General features: G+C 74.2%; 15 protein-coding genes and 1 pseudogene. 5 read left to right on the top strand and 11 right to left on the bottom strand.

Features of this window, described 5'->3' with window-relative positions; genetic code table 11:
• The first annotated feature begins 25 nt into the window (after positions 1-25).
• On the top strand, positions 26-1,417 hold the full coding sequence (locus LZ495_RS40845) for a salicylate synthase (RefSeq protein WP_235058308.1): 1,392 nt from the start codon (positions 26-28) through the stop codon (positions 1,415-1,417).
• Positions 1,418-1,501: 84 nt separating this feature from the next.
• Positions 1,502-2,182 carry a hypothetical protein gene (locus LZ495_RS40840; RefSeq protein WP_235058307.1) on the top strand — a complete coding sequence of 227 codons (681 nt, stop codon included), beginning with the start codon at positions 1,502-1,504 and terminating at the stop codon, positions 2,180-2,182.
• 54 nt (positions 2,183-2,236) lie between these two features.
• Here the strand turns inward: LZ495_RS40840 and LZ495_RS40835 are convergent, their stop codons facing one another.
• Both LZ495_RS40835 and LZ495_RS40830 read right to left on the bottom strand, forming a co-directional pair.
• Entirely contained in the window at positions 2,237-2,785 is a 549-nt protein-coding gene (locus LZ495_RS40835; protein WP_235058306.1) for a TetR/AcrR family transcriptional regulator, read from the bottom strand.
• Positions 2,786-2,940: 155 nt separating this feature from the next.
• Complete coding sequence (locus LZ495_RS40830; RefSeq protein WP_235058305.1) at positions 2,941-3,177, bottom strand: hypothetical protein; 237 nt, start codon at positions 3,175-3,177, stop codon at positions 2,941-2,943.
• A 281-nt stretch (positions 3,178-3,458) separates the two neighbouring features.
• Between LZ495_RS40830 and LZ495_RS40825 the strand changes: the two genes are divergently transcribed.
• On the top strand, positions 3,459-3,725 hold the full coding sequence (locus LZ495_RS40825; RefSeq protein ID WP_235058304.1) for a hypothetical protein: 267 nt from the start codon (positions 3,459-3,461) through the stop codon (positions 3,723-3,725).
• A gap of 57 nt (positions 3,726-3,782) precedes the next feature.
• On the opposite strand, the gene LZ495_RS40820 is transcribed toward LZ495_RS40825, so the two are convergent.
• The 4 genes from LZ495_RS40820 to LZ495_RS40805 form a co-directional block, all read right to left on the bottom strand.
• Entirely contained in the window at positions 3,783-5,477 is a 1,695-nt protein-coding gene (locus tag LZ495_RS40820; RefSeq protein WP_268824002.1) for a protein kinase domain-containing protein, read from the bottom strand.
• A gap of 112 nt (positions 5,478-5,589) precedes the next feature.
• The gene (gene atzF / locus LZ495_RS40815) at positions 5,590-7,314 is read right to left on the bottom strand and encodes an allophanate hydrolase (RefSeq protein WP_235058302.1); all 1,725 of its coding nucleotides are present in this window, start codon (positions 7,312-7,314) and stop codon (positions 5,590-5,592) included.
• Positions 7,311-10,889: an urea carboxylase gene (uca, locus tag LZ495_RS40810; protein WP_235058301.1), complete on the bottom strand. Its 3,579-nt coding sequence runs from the start codon at positions 10,887-10,889 to the stop codon at positions 7,311-7,313. Before uca ends, atzF begins: the two co-directional genes overlap by 4 nt.
• Positions 10,886-11,620, bottom strand: a complete 735-nt coding sequence (locus LZ495_RS40805; RefSeq protein ID WP_235058300.1) for a GntR family transcriptional regulator — start codon at positions 11,618-11,620, stop codon at positions 10,886-10,888. Before LZ495_RS40805 ends, uca begins: the two co-directional genes overlap by 4 nt.
• 195 nt (positions 11,621-11,815) lie before the next feature.
• On the opposite strand from LZ495_RS40805, the gene LZ495_RS40800 reads away from it, so the two are divergent.
• Both LZ495_RS40800 and LZ495_RS40795 read left to right on the top strand, forming a co-directional pair.
• Positions 11,816-13,102 (top strand): SUKH-4 family immunity protein, encoded by a 1,287-nt coding sequence (locus LZ495_RS40800; protein ID WP_235058299.1) that lies wholly within the window; start codon positions 11,816-11,818, stop codon positions 13,100-13,102.
• 66 nt (positions 13,103-13,168) lie between these two features.
• Entirely contained in the window at positions 13,169-13,942 is a 774-nt protein-coding gene (locus tag LZ495_RS40795; protein ID WP_235058298.1) for a hypothetical protein, read from the top strand.
• Between the two features lie 31 nt (positions 13,943-13,973).
• Here LZ495_RS40795 and LZ495_RS40790 read toward each other — a convergent pair whose 3' ends face one another.
• The 5 genes and pseudogenes from LZ495_RS40790 to LZ495_RS40770 form a co-directional block, all read right to left on the bottom strand.
• Positions 13,974-14,435, bottom strand: coding sequence for a zinc finger domain-containing protein (locus LZ495_RS40790; protein WP_235058297.1), 462 nt, complete (start codon positions 14,433-14,435; stop codon positions 13,974-13,976).
• Positions 14,436-14,469: 34 nt separating this feature from the next.
• Positions 14,470-15,018 carry a GNAT family N-acetyltransferase gene (locus LZ495_RS40785; protein ID WP_235058296.1) on the bottom strand — a complete coding sequence of 183 codons (549 nt, stop codon included), beginning with the start codon at positions 15,016-15,018 and terminating at the stop codon, positions 14,470-14,472.
• 242 nt (positions 15,019-15,260) lie between these two features.
• Positions 15,261-15,536 (bottom strand): hypothetical protein, encoded by a 276-nt coding sequence (locus LZ495_RS40780; RefSeq protein ID WP_235058295.1) that lies wholly within the window; start codon positions 15,534-15,536, stop codon positions 15,261-15,263.
• Positions 15,537-15,810: 274 nt separating this feature from the next.
• Positions 15,811-16,233: a cupredoxin domain-containing protein gene (locus tag LZ495_RS40775; RefSeq protein ID WP_235058294.1), complete on the bottom strand. Its 423-nt coding sequence runs from the start codon at positions 16,231-16,233 to the stop codon at positions 15,811-15,813.
• Positions 16,234-16,419: 186 nt separating this feature from the next.
• Positions 16,420-16,605, bottom strand: a pseudogene (locus LZ495_RS40770) (ferritin-like domain-containing protein); the annotation flags it as partial.

Here is a 16,605-nt window from a genome sequence, read left to right as displayed (position 1 = left end):
AAGGCTTGTGTCCTCCATGCCCCCTGTGTCACCGATATCCGTTTTCCACCAGCGGCGCGTCCCCTGCACCGCCGACGCACTGGCCGTGGCCGCCGCCCTGTTCGGGTCCTCGGCCGGGGAGAGCATGGTCTACGAGAACCGCGACGAAGTCGGCTGGGGCGAAACCCCCTACGCCACCGCGTCCGCGCGCATCGGCGGCACCACGCTGACGATCGGCGGGCACGCCGCGGAGTACCCCGACGGCTCCGCACCGCTGGACGCCCTCCAGCAGGCCCTCGCCGCGGTGGCGGTCGCGGACTGGCGCGCGTACGGATGGCTCGCCTTCGAACTCGGCCTGGCCCTGCACGGCTCCCAGCCGCTCCCGGCCGGAACCCCCTTGGCCCACCTGGTGGTTCCGCGGCGCGAGATCCGCTTCACGGGCGGCGAGGCGCTGCTGCGCGCCCTCGATCCCGACGACCTCGACGTCCTCGAACTGCGGCTCGCCGACGCCGCCGCCGCGACCGCCGCCCGGCCGCAGCCCACCGCGCGCGCCGCCGCCGACGTCCAGGACCACGGCGCCGACGAGTACCGCGCCGCGGTCGCGTCCGCGGTCGCCGAGATCCGCGCCGGGCACCTGGACAAGGTCATCCTGTCCCGACCCGTCCCCGTGCCCGAGCCCATCGACTTCGCCGCCACCTACGTCGCAGGCCGCCGCGGCAACGCCCCCGCCCGCTCCTTCCTCCTCGACCTCGGCGGCTGGCAAGCGGCCGGCTTCTGCCCGGAGATCGTCACCACGGTCGCCCCCGACGGCACGGTGACCACCCAGCCGCTGGCCGGCACCCGCGCACTCGACGGCGACCCGGCCGCCGACCGGGCCCGCCGCGACGAGCTGTACCGGGACACCAAAGAGGTATACGAGCACGTCATTTCGGTACGCCTGGCCCAAGAGGAACTGGTCGGCGTCTGCGAACCGGGCAGCGTCCGCGTCGACGACTTCATGGCCGTCAAGGAGCGCGGCAGCGTCCAGCACCTCGCCTCCGAACTCTCCGGCCGCCTCGCCGCCGCCCGCAGCACCTGGGACGCCGTCGCGGCCCTCTTCCCCGCGGTGACCGCCTCCGGCATCCCCAAGGCCGCGTCCTGCGACCTCATCCACCGCGCCGAATCCGAACCCCGCGGCCTGTACAGCGGATCTGTGCTCACCCTGGACAGCGACGGCTCCCTGGACGCCGCCCTCGTCCTGCGCAGCGTCTTCCGCCGCGGCGGCCGCACCTGGCTGCGCGCCGGGGCGGGCATCGTCGCGGACTCCACCCCGGAGCGCGAACTGGAGGAGACCCGCGAGAAGCTGCGCAGCGTCTCGCGCTTCCTCGTCCCCGCCGCCCTTCCCGACGCGCGTCCGTCCGTACCGTCGCCCGCAGCCCCCGCCCTGGCGGGCAACTGACCCACGCGCCCCGGCGCCGGCGCGGCTCCCGCCCCGGCGCCGGGCCGCCCGGACGCCCCGCGCGAACTCCGAGGGACCGCAGCCATGTACGAACCGAAGAAGCCCCACCGGGACGACGACCGCACGATAACCGTCCGAGCCGAACAAGTCGTGGCCTGGCTGGCCGCCCAAGACGACGTGGAGCGCACCCTGTGGGCGGCGCTTGGCGGACTGCCCCGCGAACACGACGAGACCGTCGCCCGGATGGCCGAAGTCCTCCAGGCCACGGCCCACGGCCTCGGCTTGGAAGCGGCGGCGATGTGGAGCCGCGTCCCCGCGCACGTCGTCCGCAACTGGCAGGACACCGACCCCGCCTTCGCCGCCGCACTGCAGGCGGCAGCGGCTTTTGCCGCCGCACACCGCCTCGGCCCCGGCTCCCCGGTCACCCCGGCCAAGGTCCGCGTCGCGATCACCGCCCTGGGCCGCGGCGCCAGCTGGCCGGTGGCCGCGAAAGTCGCCGGCATCAGCGACTGGCGCCGCCGCCAACTCTCACGCTCATCGGCCCACTTGGCCGCACTGGCCACCGCCGCCCGGCAGGCCAGGCCGACACGGGCGAAGCGCCCTGACGCACGCCCTGCGGACGCCCCCAACTCGGACCGCCCCACCGCGACGGGCTTCCGCCTGGTCCGCCGCGCCGATGCCGATGCCGATGCCGATGCCGAGGCAGGGCACGGCGACGCGAGGCAGGAGGAGCGAGGGCGTAGCCGGCCGAGCAGACGCACGTGATGGGCGGGGGCGGGGTGGGAGACGACGTGCGGTGTGTGGCCGATGGGGGTCGGCCTATCCGGCCAAGTGGAGGTCCACGGCGCGGTGGGCGCGGGTGCGGGCGGGGGTGTCGTCCAGGAGGAGGACGCCGACCAGCAGGGGGTGCACGATGGCGGCGACCGCGTCCTCGGTGGCTGCAGGCGGGAGGCCGGCGCTGCGGATGGCGATGCGGAACGGAGTGATCAGGTCGTCCACGTAGCGCCGCCGCAGGGCGGCTGCCACCGGGTCGGCGGCGGCCATCGCGATCAGGGCCTGCAGGAACCCGGCGACCGGCTTGTCGCGGAGCCGGTTGCACAGGGCGTCGACCTCGGCGTGGACGTCCCGCACGGGGTCGCCGCTCAGCGGACGCGGCGGTTCCGGGGCGACGTCGATGAGGGCGGCCAGCACGTCGGTCGGCGTGGGCCAGTGCCGGTAGATGGTCGACCTGGAGACGCCGGTCGCCTGGTGCAGGCGCTGCGGGGTGAGTGCGGTGCCGCCCTCGGTGAGGAGGAGGTCCAGGGCGGCTGTCAGGACCACCGCCGTGGTGTCCGTGGCGGGGCCGGCCGGGCGTCCGACGCGAGTCACGAGGAGCAACGATACAGCGTGCGTCTTCCGGACTTGACCTGCGGCGATGTCCGGCGGGGCGGCAAGGGCGCGACGCCGTACGGCGGCATGCGGACGGCCCCGCGCCGGAAGGCGCGGGGCCGGGGGAGCCGCCCGGAAGCCGCGGCGCGGTCGGTTCAGCTGAGGACGAAGAGCCACCAGTAGCGGTCGGGCCTGCAGTCCCAGTCGCGGTAGGCGCCTTCGCGGACCAGCTCCTGGCCGGCGTTGATGCAGCGCCACTCCGCGGTGTACGCGCTGTGCGCCTTCCAGCCGGTGGGCGCCGCGGTCGCGGTGGGTCCGGCCAGGACGGTGGCAAGCGCGGCGGTCGCCAGAATGCCGGACAGGGCAGTGGAGCGCGCGAGTTTTCTCGCCATGCGAAATCACCTCGGGTCAAGGTGCGGATGGGGGTGATGCCGTGTGAGCGCGGCCCGGGTACGGCCGGATCCCCAGCTTCGCGGCGAACACCCTTGCAGTAAAAGCCGGTTGGCGACGCACCGCGTACCTGATCCGGACTTGACGCGACCGGTTGGGGGGTGTCATGCAAGCGCGAGTCGTCCGCGCGTCTTGTATTTCCAGTGCAGACTGTACAGAGTAAATCGCGGCGCCCCTCCGGTCCATCGGCGAACCAGGGAGGAAGATCGCCAAGGGCTTCCGGGTGCTGCACTGGCGCGAATACGGGCCCGCCGCCTTCGACCTCGGCGGCGCGCGCACCCCCGAGGCACGCGGCGAGGTCACCGTGACCGACCCGGGCACACTGGAGTGGATCTCCACCCTGGAACGCACCCCGGGCCCGATGACCGACACCTGGATCAAGTGGGGCGGCAAGGCGGAGAACTACGACGAGGAGACGGACGCGCCGGTCCCCTCGACGCTGCCCGTCCGCTCCCGGTCGACCGGCCCCTGGGACCCGAGGCTCGCCTGAGGCCCGGCGCCGCTGCGGCGCCTGCGCCGGGTCTCAGGGCCGCACGGCCTCGTTGCCCTACAGCGCAGGCGGCGCGGCGGCCGCGGCCGCCCGATTGCGGACCTCCTGCGTCACCGTCACCGCGATCAGGATCACCAGGACGACGCCGCCCATGGTCATGGCCTCCTCCAGCGACAGGAACTCGCTGCCGGCCAGCAGCAGCATGCCGAAGTTCCAGAAGACCGCGATATACCAGGCGGGCGCCTCGCGGTCGGTCAGGAACGACCCGAGGGCGATCGCGGTGATGAGCGCCACCGGGATGAACCCGGCGGCGACGTCGCCGCCCAGGCTGCCGAGCCGCCAGCCGATCTGGGACTGGAATGCCGGGAAGGCGAAACCGGAGTCGCGCTCGATGTTCGAGGTGAACGCGGACATCGTGGAGAGCAGCGCGGCGGGCGGAAACCACGCGATCACCGCCGCGACGCGCGCCGACCACAGCAGGGCCAGCAGGGCGACCGGAACCACCGCGACGGCAAGGTGGTTCAGCTCCAGGGTGTTGTCCGGGTCGGCACTGAAGTAGGCGATCGGGATCATCAGGATCCCGGCCAGCGCGGTCAGCCCGTCGCGCGTCACCTTGAACTTCACCGCCCACGGACCCGGCGCCGCGGTCGTGACCTGGAAGGAAGGCGGCACGATCCGCGTCGCCGCGTGCGCCGCCGCGGTTCCGCTCGGCGGCGGCGCCGGGATGCCCGCGTCGTCGGCCGGGGCCACCGGGCCGGTGCTGCGTCCGACGCTGGTCGGCAGCGACGCCACCGACGGGGCCGGGGGCGCCGAGGGCACCGATGCCACGGGCTGGTCCTGCGGGGCACTCGCCGGAGCCGGAATGGACGGCAGGTGTGCAGGCCGCGCCGGGCTGCGGGGTTCCGTGGGGGCCTGCCCCTCCTGCAGCGCGGCCTGGAGCGCCTCCAGCGCCACGCGCAGCTCCGTGGCGCCCGAGTGCCGCTCCTCCGGGGTCTTCGCCAGCAGCCGCAGGACCAGCGCATCGACCTCCGCCGGGATCTGCGGGCGCAGGGCGGACGGCGGCGCGGGCACCTTCGTCAGGTGCTGGTTCATCACCACGAACGGCGAATCACCCGAGAACGGCGGGTGTCCCGCGAGGAGTTCGTACAGCAGGCAGCCCAGCGAGTACAGGTCCGAACGGCCGTCGACCGCGCGCCCGTCGATCTGCTCGGGGGAGAGGTACGCAGGTGTTCCGACCGTCATGCCGGTCGCGGTCAGCCGCGTCGTCGTCTCCGCGAGCGCCTTGGCGATCCCGAAGTCGAGGACCTTCACGCCCCCCGACGCGGTCAGCATGATGTTGGACGGCTTGATGTCGCGGTGCACGAGCCCGTGCCCGTGGCTGTGCACCAGGGTGTCGGCGATGTCGCGGCCTATCGCCAGCGTGCGCGCGACCGGCAGCGCGCCGTCGCGGAGCACGTCGGCGAGGGTGCGTCCCTCGACGAACTCCATGACCAGGAACGGCGTCGGCTCGTCCCCGCCGGTGTCCTCGCCGACGTCGTACAGCGTCGCGACACCTTGGTGCGACAGCGCCGCGACCGTACGCGCCTCGCGCCGGAACCGGGTCCGGAACTCGTCGTGCCGGGTCAGCTCGGCCGGCAGGACCTTGACCGCGACGGTACGCCCGAGCTCGCGGTCGACCGCCTTCCAGACCTCGCCCATCCCGCCCCGGCCGACCGACGCCTGCAATTCGTAACGTGACGCAAGAACGCGCATAAGTGCCCCACCCCTGGTTCCTGGACCCCGCAAACCCCGTCCGGAACATAGCGAACCCGGGGAGCGGCAGCAGGGCGTTTGGGGGATTCGAGATCAAGCCGGGACGGCCGGATCAGGCCGGGGACCCCACGTCACCGCGGGTCGCCAGATACGCGAGCCAACTCCCTTGCTCCGTCACGTCGATGACGTCCGCATCCGGCGGCACGTCGCAGTGGAAGGCGGTGACTTCCTCCCCGCTGTCCAGTGTGATCCTCCCGAGCGTCATCGGTGCGGGCAGCGCGGCCAGGAAGGCGCCGAGCGCCGCGGGGGAGAGGGTCCAGCGCTCGCCCTCGATGCGCCCGCCCAGGCCGGGCCCCGCGGCCACGATGCCCGGCTTCGGCGGCGTCGTGCGCAGATCGAGCATGCGGTAGTCGGGCGCGGTATGGACCGTGCCGCGCAACCGGGCGCCGGCGTCGACGAGTTGCCGGTTGAGCGGCTGCCCGGTCCGGTGCGCGCCGAAGACGACCAGGTCCAGGCCGACGGCCGGCAGCGGATCCGCGACCGCCTCGCCCACGAGCAGCGCGGCGAGGTCCACGCCGACCTGGTCGTCGAAGGCCCGCGTGACCACGCTGACCCCGAACTCCGTCCCGTCGGCCGTCCCCGCCGGGACCGCGACCGCGGCCATGTCCAGCAGGTTGAGGAAGTTGGTGTACGTGCCCATGCGGCTGTTGACCCCGACCGGGTCGGCGGCCACCTCGGCGAGCGTGGGGTGCCCGACCGTGGTGGGCAGCAGCAGCGCGTCGCAGCCTGCCAGCAGTTCCGAGGCTGCGGCCCGTGCTTCGTCCACACGCCTTTGGTCGGCGGCCAGTTCGTGGGCCGGGAGGGACGCGGCCGCGAGGATGATCGCGGATACCGTGGGGTCCGCGTCGGCCGGCTGCGCGGCGAGGTGACCGCCGACCGCGGCGTACCGCTCGGCGACCAGCGCACCGTCGTACAGAAGCTTCGCCACCGCGAGCAGCGGCGCCACATCGACCACCGCCACCTCCGCCCCCGCGGCCGCCAGCCGGTCCACGGCCGCAGCGAACGCGGCGCGGGCCGCGTCGGTCAGCGGGGCGAGCGCCGCCCGGTCCGGGACGGCGATGCGCGGCGCGGGCGGTGCGGCCAGCCGTACGTCCGCGGGCCAGGTGCGGCCGAGCGGGTCGGCGGGGTCCGGGCCGGCCATGATGCGGATGGCCTGCGCGGCCTGGACCAGCCTCGGAGCGAAGACGGTGACGCAGTCGTACGGCCGGGCCGCGGGCACCACCCCGGTGGCCGGCACCAGGCCCAGGGTCGGCTTGATGCCCACGATGCCGTTCAGGGCGGCCGGGACGCGGCCCGACCCGGCGGTGTCGGTACCGATGGCAAGGTCGGCGATGCCCAGCGCGACCGCGACCGCCGAACCCGAGCTCGACCCGCCCGAAATGCGTTCCGGATGCAGGGCGTTGCGTACGGCCCCGTAGGGGCTGCGGGTGCCGACCAGGCCGGTCGCGAACTGGTCGAGGTTGGTCTTGCCCAGCACCACGGCACCCGCGTCCACCAGGCGCTGGACCGCGGTCGCACTGCGCTCGGGGGTGTACGCGAAGCCGGGGCAGGCGGCCGTGGTCGGCAGCCCGGCCACGTCGACGTTGTCCTTGACCGCGAGCAGCAGCCCGGCGAGCGGGAGTTCCTCGCCCGCCGCGGGCCGCGCGTCGATCCGGTCCGCGTCGGCGAGCACGTCCGCCTCGGTGCGCAGCAGGATCCACACCTCGGGCCGGTCGGCCTCCTTGATCCGCGCGTACGCGGCCGCCACCCGCTCCCGGGCGCCCCTGACGGCGGTCACGCGGCGGCCTCCATGGCCAGGACGACCAGCGGGGCACCCGGCTCGACCTGCCGCCCCGGCTCGACCAGGACCTGATGGACGAATCCGTCCGTCGGCGCGCTCACCACGACCTCCATTTTCATCGCCTCCAGCCGGACCAGCGGATCACCGGCCCGTACGAACTTCCCCGGTGCCGTCGTCACTTCCCAGACGGTGGCGGCCAGCGGCGCGGCCACCACCCGGCCGCCCGGCGGCACCGCGGGCCGCGGCGCGGCGGCCGGCTCCGGCTCGGGCCGGTCGGCGAACTCGCCCGCCGCCTCCCACGCGGCCCGCTCGGCCGCGAAAGCCTGCGCCTGCCGGTGCCGGAACGCCGCGATGCCGTCCGCATGCTCGGCCAGGAACGCGTGGTGCTCGGCCAGCGTGAACGTGCCCGGCTCGATGGCGAGCCCGCCGCGCCCCGCGGCCAGCTCGGCGCGGATGTCCAGCAGCTCGTCCGGCTCGACCGGGTACCAGCTGATCCGGTCGAAGAAGCGCAGCAGCCACGGCACGCCCGGCTCGAACCCGCCCGCCGACGCGTGCGTGCTCCAGATCGGCACGGTCCGGCCGACGAGCTGGTATCCGCCGGGGCTGTTCATCCCGTACACGCACAGGTAGGTCCCGCCGATCCCGACGGTGCCCTCGGCCGTCCACATGCGCGCCGGGTTGTACTTGGTGGTGAGCAGCCGGTGCCGCGGATCCAGCGGCGTCGCCGCCGGCGCACCCAGGTACACGTCGCCCAGGCCGAGGACCAGATACTGCGCGTCGAAGACCGTCCGGCGCACGTCGTCCACATCGTCCAGCCCGTTGATGCGCCGGACGAACTCGATGTTGGACGGATTCCACGGCGCGTCGTCCCGCACCGTCTCGCGGTACCGGGCGATGGCCTGGCCGACCACCGGGTCGTCCCACGACATCGGCAGCCGGATCGTGCGGCTGTCCACGGACAGGTCGGCGGTGGCCGGGAGTTCCGCCTCGATCTCGGCCAGCACCTCCACCAGCCGGGCCTGCGGCAGCCGGTCCGGGTCGGTGTGCAGGTGCAGCGACCGGACCCCCGGCGTGACGTCGACCAGCCCGCCGAGGCCCCGGGCGGCAAGCCCCGACGCGAGCGCGTGCACCCGCATCCGCAGTCCCAGATCGAGCACCATCGGCCCGTATTCCACCAGCACGTTGTCCGCAGCGCCGCGCCGGTAGACCACCTCGGGCGTGTCGTCGGTCGCCTCGCGGCGGGCCAGCACGCCGTCGTCGCGCTCCGGGGCGCGGCTCAGCAGCGCCGGTGCGGCGGCACCCGAGCGCAGCGCCTGCGCGGTCGGCGCGTCGACCGGCGTGAAGCGCACCGTGTCGCCGGGCCGCAGCTGCCCGATTTTCCAGCGCTCGCCGGGCACGACCGTCACCGGGCACACGAATCCGCCCAGGCTCGGCCCGTCCGGCCCGAGCAGCACCGGAGTGTCGCCGGTCAGGTTCAACGCCCCGACCGAGTAGGGATTGTCGTGCAGGTTCGACGGGTGCAGCCCGGCCTCGCCGCCGTCCGCCCGGGCCCACGTCGGCCGCGGCCCCGACAGGCGCACACCGGTGCGCGCCGCCTGGCTGGTGACGGTCCACCACGTGGCGTACAGCTGCTCCATGTCCGCGCGGGTCAGGTATTCCGGGGCCGGCTGCGGGCCCTCGCTCACGCCGACGATCCAGCGGTCGGTGAAGTCCGGGACGGGCGCAGGATCCGGCCCGGGCACCTGCTGCGGCGGCGCGGACCGCAGCACGTCGCCGACGCGCAGCGCCCGCCCGGCATGCCCGCCGAACGCGCCCGCGGTGAACGTCGACGCCGAGCCCCGATAGGACGGGATGGCGAAACCGCCCGCGACCAGGACGTACGTGCGCATCCCCGGCCCGGGCACCGTTCCCACGTCCAGGATGCCGCCCGGCGGGACACGTACCGCCTTCCACTGCCCGACCGGGAAGCCGTTCACCGTGACCGGCGCCGGAGCACCCGTGACGCACACCGTCGCGCCCGCGGTGAACACCAGGCGGGGCCCGTCCAACGTGCACTCCAGGCCCGGCGCGCCGTCCGGGTTGCCCAGGATGCGGTTGCCGTCCCGGAAGGACCGGTCGTCCATCGGCCCGCTCGGCGGGATGCCGACGTCCCAGCCGCCGACCCGGCCCGGCAGGTCCTGCACCGTCGTCAGCGTGCCGGCCCGCTCCACTTCGATACGCGGCCGCAGGTCCTTCACCGACGACAGCGTCGCCGTCGTCGTCCACCCCGCGCACACCACGGGGTCGGCGACCGCCGCGCGGAGCTGCCCCACGTTGGTCTCGATGCCCGCGACCTCGGTCGCGTCCAGCGCCTCGCCGAGCACCGCGAGCGCATCCTCGCGGGTGTCCGCGTGCGCGACGACCTTGGCGAGCAGCGGGTCGTAGAACGTGCCGACCGCCTGGCCCGGTTCGAGCCAGCCGTCGACCCGCACGCCCGGGCCGTACGCCACCGCGGTGACGACGCCGGAGCTCGGCTGGTGCCCGCGGACCGGGTCCTCGGCGTACAGCCGGGCCTCGATCGCATGGCCGCGGATCGCCGGGCCGTGCGGCGGCATGCCGTCCAGGAACGCGGTGTCGCCCTGCGCCAGGCGCAGCATCCACTCGACCAGGTCGACGCCGGTCACCGCCTCGGTGACCGGATGCTCCACCTGGAGCCGGGTGTTCACCTCCAGGAACGACGCCTCCTGCCGGTCGGCGTCGTACACGTACTCCACAGTGCCCGCCGACCGGTAGCCGACGTTGGCGCACAGCTCCCGGGCCGCCTCGTGGATCCGCCGCCGCACCCGGTCCGGCAGCAGCGGGGCCGGCGCCTCCTCGATCACCTTCTGGTGCCGGCGCTGCAGACTGCAGTCGCGGTCGCCCAGACTGACCACGCGGCCCGCGCCGTCGCCGAACACCTGCACCTCGATGTGCCGGGCGTTGGCGACGAACCGCTCCAGGAAGACCGCGGGATTGCCGAAACCGGCCTGCGCGGTACGGCTGACATGGTCGAACGCGGCACGCAGTGCAGCCTCGTCGGCACACGCCCGCATGCCGATCCCGCCGCCGCCCGCCACCGCCTTGAGCATCACCGGATAGCCGATCCGGTCCGCCTGCGCGACCGCGTCCGCCACATCGGCGAGCACCTCCGAACCGGGCATCAGCGGGACGCCGACCCGGGCCGCCGCGCCGCGCGCGGTGTTCTTCATGGCGAACAGCTCGATCTGGCCCGGCGTCGCACCGACGAACGCGAGCCCCGCCGCCTCGCACGCCCGGGCGAAGTCGGAGCGCTCGGACAGGAATCCGTACCCGGGGTGCACCGCCCCGGCGCCGGTCCGCGCCGCCGCCTCCAGGATCGCGTCGACCCGCAGGTAGCTCTCCGCGGCCGGCCCCGGACCCAGGCGTACCGCCTCGTCGGCCATGCGCACGTGCATCGCCCCGGCGTCCGTGTCGGAGTAGACCGCGACGGTCCGCAGACCGAGCGCGGCCGCGGTCCGCAGGATCCGCACGGCTATCTCGCCGCGGTTCGCGACCAGCAGCGTGTCGAAGCTCATGAAAGGCCTCCGTGCAGGGTCATGTGCGTCAGCGCCTCGGACGCGCGCTCCCGCACGACGGCCAGCGACTCTCCGACATGGACGTGCAGCGCGCGGTGCGCGGCGTCCAACTCCCCGGCCTGCAGCAGGTCGAGGATCTCCAGGTGCTCGGCCACGGTCGACTGGACGCGGTCGGCGGTGAGGAAGTCGTACATCCGGATCCGGCGGATCTTCGCGTTGACCGACGTGAGCGCCGCGGTCAGCGCCCGGTTCCCGGCGGCCCGGGACAACTCGGCGTGGAAGCGCTCGTCCAGCAGCACCACGCCCGGACCGGGCTGGGGCGGCAGCGCGCGCATGGCGCTCCACCAGGCGTGCTGCTCGGCGAGGATGGCCGGATCGTGGCGCAGCGACGGGTCCTCCATCGCCCGTGCGATGCCGCGGAGTTCGAGGGTGACCCGCAGCTCGTACAGGTCGCGCAGCTCGGCCAGATCCGGCACGGCCACGTAATACGCGCCGTCCAAGCGGGTCAGCAGCCCGTCCGCGACGAGGCCGGCCAGCGCGGCCCGGACGGGGGTGCGGGAGACCCCGAACCGGCGGGCCAGACCGCTCTCCGTCAGGCGCTCGCGTACACCGAACTCGGCGCCCAGCACGGCCGCGCGGAGCTCGTCCTCGACCCGGGAACCCAGAATTCCGGTGTGCGCGGGACCTGTATCCACCCCGGGATCCAGCCCGGTATCCACGTCGGTGCCCATGAAGCGGAAGCTAGGGATCGCACGTTTCGCAGGATCCCGCCTGCGGTTACGGAATCGTTTCGCCCTGCTCACGCCCTGCTCGTGTGCTGCTCATGCGCTGCCGTGTTGTCGTCGTGCGGCCCGCTTTGGGCCGGTCCGGGCGGTCGCGGCCGACCCGCTTCAGCGGGAGCCGCGGGGAAATGGCAGGATTCCGGGATGTCCAAGATCGAACCGCCGGCCCTTGCCGCCGTCCTCGACGAGCCCGCTGCCCTGCTCGACGCCGACCGCGCCGCGGTGCGCGCGGCGCTGGCCGGGTGCCCCGCCGGCGAAGGGGGCATCGGGCGCGAGGTGTTCGCGCAGGCCGAGGCCGTCTTCGGACAGCGCGCGGCGTCGCGCGCGGAGTTCGCGTCGTGGCTGCACTTCGCGGCCGCGGTGCTGGGGCACGGCGACTACGCCGCGCGGGTGGCCGCCGCCGAACCGGGGCTGCCGTGGCGGACGCTGTGGGCCTGGTGGCGCCCGGTCGGTGCGTACGAGGCCGCCCCGAACCTGTCGGGGGACCGCACGGTGCTGCTCGCCGACGGGCCCGACGGTTCGCGCTTGGTCGGGGTGTCCGCGTCCTGGTGCCTGGAGACCTGGTTCGACGTCGCGACCGGCGAACGCCGGCCCGAGCCGGAGGACTCCGAGGACGCGGAAGCCCCCGACGAGCCGTGGCTGTTCGCTGACGAAGCGCGGCGTCTGCGTGGTCCGGAGGGCTGGGAGGAACCGGATGCCGAGGTGGACGGCCGCTATGTCGTGGCCGACGCCCGCGGGATCGCGGTGATCGAGCCCAACCCGGCGGCAGCCGCCGGGGAGCAGGCCGAGAGTGGGGACGTGCCGTTCGGCGACGCCTGGTTCCGGCCCGGCACCCGCGGCGGCACTCAGCCGCTGACGTACGAGGCGCTGGTGGCCGCCTTCGATGCGGACGGCGTGCACCGCTTCGGCGCCGCCGACCTCGCGGACCTGATCGAGCACGAGCCCACCCGCACGCTGCTCACCGACGTCGGGCTGCCCTCGTGGTGGGCGGCCGGGATGGCCACCTTCAACGTCGCCAAGCAGCCGGTGCCGCTGCCGGAGGTCGAGCCGGAGACGCCGGAGCCCAGCGGACCGGCCCTCGAAGACCTGGTCCACCTGGGCACGTTCGAGATCGGGTACGGCGACCGCAGCCGCCTGTGCGTGCACCGCGGCACCGGCCGGGTGTACCTGCACCGCAAGGCCGCGGGCGCCGCGCACGGTCCGGTGTTCCCGCTGGTGCGCGACGTCGCGGCCTTCGCAGCGTACCTGGAAGGCGTGCAGCGCTTCATGGGCGCCTGCTGGGACCCGTACCCGGGCGAGACCGGCGCGGCCGACTTCGCCGCCGAGATGACCGCCCTGGACCCGGACGCCATGACCGCGGGCACCCCGGCGTACGCGACCTGGGAGCACTTCTTCGCCGGGATCACGCAGCTGGGCGTCGACGGCTACTGACCGCCTCGGCGGGTGTCCGCGCGAGGTGATAAGACGGTCTTACACGCCGTCTTCGCGGGGGATGCCATGGACGCCGAACGGCCTTATGAGCGTGGACATTTCACCGACCAGACCCGCGGCTGGCGGGCGGGTCTGCCGACTGCCTTCGCGGCGCTGCTGGGGCGTCCGCTCGACGCCTTCGCCCCTACGGCGACGTACGCCCTCTACCACTGGGACGACGAACTCTCCGCGGAGTTCTTCGAGTTCTTCCCGGGCACCGACGCACTCCTCACCGTCGCCACCTCGGACCCGGAGGCCTTCGACGAGGAGTACCCGCTCAGCTGGACCCACTGGCAACTGGACCTCGCCCGCTCGCTGTTCCTCCTCGATGGCGACGTCCCGCCGCAGGTGGCCGCGCTCTCCCTCGACCCGTCGGCACCCGTGGTCACCGGCACCGACCTGGCCCGGCTCCTCGCCGCCGGACACGCCGCACCGGACGACCTGACGATGACCGTCCTGGCCCGCGTGGCCGGCGACGGCACCCTCTTCGACGCGATGCGCGCCGCCACCTGGACCGGCGGCAACCTCTCCGACCTGGCCGACTTCCGCACCGGCGCGGAAGCGGAACCCCGCTGGGACGCCGCCCTCGCCGCCGTCGACCACCCCGTCCTGCGCGACCACCTGCGCATGCTCTGCCTCGCCGAACCCTGGTCCCGCAGCGACGGCGCCCGCTACCTGGGCGCCGGCGACTGCCCGCCGGAATTCACGTGGCTCGCCGAACGCCCCAGCCATACCCTGCTGGCCGCTTGGGAGTTCGGCGAATCCCAGGCGTCATCGGCCGTCTTCCGCATCGGCGGTTGAGGGCGGGCTGCTGCGGTCGGAATCGCGGCGGCTAGGTGCGGGAATTGCTCTGGCCGATCTCGATGTACAGGTCGCCCGGTGGGCCGCCGGAGCAGCCGGCCTCGCCTTCGGCGCGGAGGCGGATCACGGCGCCGGTCGGGACGTCCGACGGAATGCGCACCCGTACTTCGCGGGGCGCCACGACGCGGCCCGTCGCGGAACAGGTCGCGCAGGGGTCGGGCAGGACGTCGCCGTACCCGCGGCAGGTGCCGCACGGGATGTTGTCCGGGCGGCCGAGGAACCTGGTCCTGGCCCGGCCGTCGCCTCGGCAGTCGGGGCAGATGCCGCCCGGGTCGGCTTTGGACGCCGAGCCCGTCCCCGCGCAGTCGGTACAGGGCACGGGCATTTCGACGACGATTTCGAGGGCCCGGCCTTCCGGTGCCGGGGGCTCGCTGTCCGGTTCGACCCGGAGCCGGACGTCGGCGCCCGGGCGAACCCGCTTGAGTGGATACACGACCGGCTCCCGTCCGCCCCGAAGTTCCTTGATCCTAAAGGATTTCCAGGGCCTCCGCCGGGCGCTCGAAGACAAACGCGATCCCGTTGCCCCCATGGCTCTTCTCGCCGACGCGCGTGAAGCCGAAGCCGGCGATGGTGGCGAGCGAGGCGGCATTGTCGCTGCCGATGGTGGCCCGCACGGTCGCGACATCCGGCTCGGCGGCCGCCCGCGCGAGCAGGGCGGCGACCATGGCCCGTGCGTACCCCTGGCGGCGGAACTGCGGTACGACGCAGTAGCCGATCTCGATCATCCCGGCCTCGTCCGGCGGCCCGTGGAATCCGGCGTCGCCGACCACGACCCCGTCCGGCTCGGACACCGCGGCCCGGGTGATCCACGGGGCGGCGGACGGGTCCCGGACGAGCTGGTCGGCGCGGTACGCGAAGATCCCGCGGGCCCGGTCGCCCACGAAGTACGCGTCGAGGGCGACCCCGGCCGCCGCGCTGCCCGCGGCGAGGTCGCCGTCGGCCAGCGCGCGCAGCGCCTGCCCGCCCAGCTCGACGAAGCGGACGCGCTTGGATATGGAGAGAGGTTCGTTCGGCATCGCGGCGATATTGGCCGAACGGTGCCGTCTTGTCCACTCTTTTCGGCCGGGGTGACGGCGCTTGCGCAGGGGCTCGGCTGCAAACGCGGCATCGGGCCGGGGCCGCGGCGCGGCGGCGGGCGTCCCGGTGCCGGGCTTCCTCCGATTACGGGGGCGCGAGTTCGGTGCGCGCCACCCGGATGCGGCCGACCGGATCGCGCAGAATCGCGGACCGGTCGTCGTGGCACGGCGGGTCGGCCGGGTCATCCGTGCTCGTGCCGGACGCCGCCGTGCGACGCGGAGCCGTCCGGATCGGTGGCGGCAGAGGCCTGGCGGGGTGTGCTGCGGTGGCGGCGGCGCGCGGTCTCGGGTTCGAGGTTCAGGCGGGCGGCGATGACCGGCCAGCTGTCGCCCCGGGCGCGGTCGTGGTGCACCGCGAGGCTCGTGAGATGGTCCAGGAGCGAGGCCAGTGCAGGGATGCAGGCGCTGAGTGCGTGCGAGTGGCGGGCGGCGGCCGCGTCGGCGGCTGCGGCGGCCAAGTGGCCTGCGGTCCGGTGGAACTCCTGTGCCAGGGCCGCCAGTCTGTCGTTCTGCTCGTGGGTCCTGTGGCGGTCGCGGTGGCAGGCCTGCCGGCACGCCGCAGAGCAATGCCGGGCAGTTGGGGCGTGGGCGTCCAGCGGGCGTCCGCAGCGCGGATTCGCGCACACGCGTCGAGACATACAGGCTCCGGTGGCAAGTGGTGCTGCGCGGCACAGCGCGGACTCGGCGGCGCACGCGCCCCTCCCGGGCCGGACTGCGTGGGGCAGACACGGCCTAACGCACGGTCAGGGTGCCGGTCATGAACTGGTGGAGGGTGCACAGGAACGGATAGGTGCCCGGTGTCGTCGGCGCGGTGAACGTGCCGGTGGCGCCGGCCGCGAGCGTGCCGGTGTCGAAGGCTTTGTCGTTCGCGGTGAGGGTGTGCGCGGCGTCGTCCTGGTTGACCACGGTGACGGTGGCGCCGGGGGCGACGGTGAACGCGGCAGGGGCGAACGCGAACGACTTGATCGTGACCGTCGTCGTGGTCGCCGTCTCCCCGCCGCCGGGCGCCGGGCCGGCGGCGCTGCTCGGCGGAGGCGCCAGGGTGCTCGTGGAGTCGCCGGACGAGGAGGAGCCGCCGCAGCCGGCGAGCAGGAACAGCAGCGGCAGCGAGGCCAGGACGGCGCCGCGGCGCAGGGCACGGGGATGGCGGTACAAGGCGAGGGAATCCTTCGATGTCGTGGCCGGTCGGCGGCCGCCGCGCAGCAGTGCTGCCGCGGTGCGGGGCCCGGCTCGCGCGGGCCCGTCGGCCCTGCGCGAGCCGGGAACGCCGTCCGGTGCCGGTGGGCGCGGCTCCCGGACAGCGGCGGCGGTGGCGCGGCCACCGCCGCGGAGGGCGGTCGGTCAGACGGTGAGGTCGTCCGTCTTCGCCGCCTTGTCGACGGGCAGGAAGTCGTCCGGCGCCGGGTACTGGCCGAGCAGGTAGTGCAGGATCGCCGCGTGCATCGCCTCGACCGGCGCGATGGTCGCGGCGGTCTGGATGCCGGCCGGGGCGGTGACGTTGAACTCGGCGAACAGGTAGGTCTGCGC

It is taken from the genome of Yinghuangia soli, from assembly GCF_021502675.1.
In the GTDB taxonomy this organism is placed as follows: Bacteria; Actinomycetota; Actinomycetes; order Streptomycetales; family Streptomycetaceae; genus Yinghuangia; species Yinghuangia soli.
Note: the sequence above shows the minus strand (reverse complement) of the source record. Positions and strands in the feature narration are given on the sequence as shown.

Coding starts and splice junctions, on each gene's coding strand:
- LZ495_RS40830 (WP_235058305.1), bottom strand. CDS start 3,177: ATGGCGAGAAAACTCGCGCGCTCCACTGCCCTGTCCGGCATTCTGGCG.
- LZ495_RS40785 (WP_235058296.1), bottom strand. CDS start 15,018: ATGCCGAACGAACCTCTCTCCATATCCAAGCGCGTCCGCTTCGTCGAG.
- LZ495_RS40840 (WP_235058307.1), top strand. CDS start 1,502: ATGTACGAACCGAAGAAGCCCCACCGGGACGACGACCGCACGATAACC.
- LZ495_RS40800 (WP_235058299.1), top strand. CDS start 11,816: ATGTCCAAGATCGAACCGCCGGCCCTTGCCGCCGTCCTCGACGAGCCC.
- LZ495_RS40805 (WP_235058300.1), bottom strand. CDS start 11,620: ATGGGCACCGACGTGGATACCGGGCTGGATCCCGGGGTGGATACAGGT.
- uca (WP_235058301.1), bottom strand. CDS start 10,889: ATGAGCTTCGACACGCTGCTGGTCGCGAACCGCGGCGAGATAGCCGTG.
- LZ495_RS40795 (WP_235058298.1), top strand. CDS start 13,169: ATGGACGCCGAACGGCCTTATGAGCGTGGACATTTCACCGACCAGACC.
- LZ495_RS40820 (WP_268824002.1), bottom strand. CDS start 5,477: ATGCGCGTTCTTGCGTCACGTTACGAATTGCAGGCGTCGGTCGGCCGG.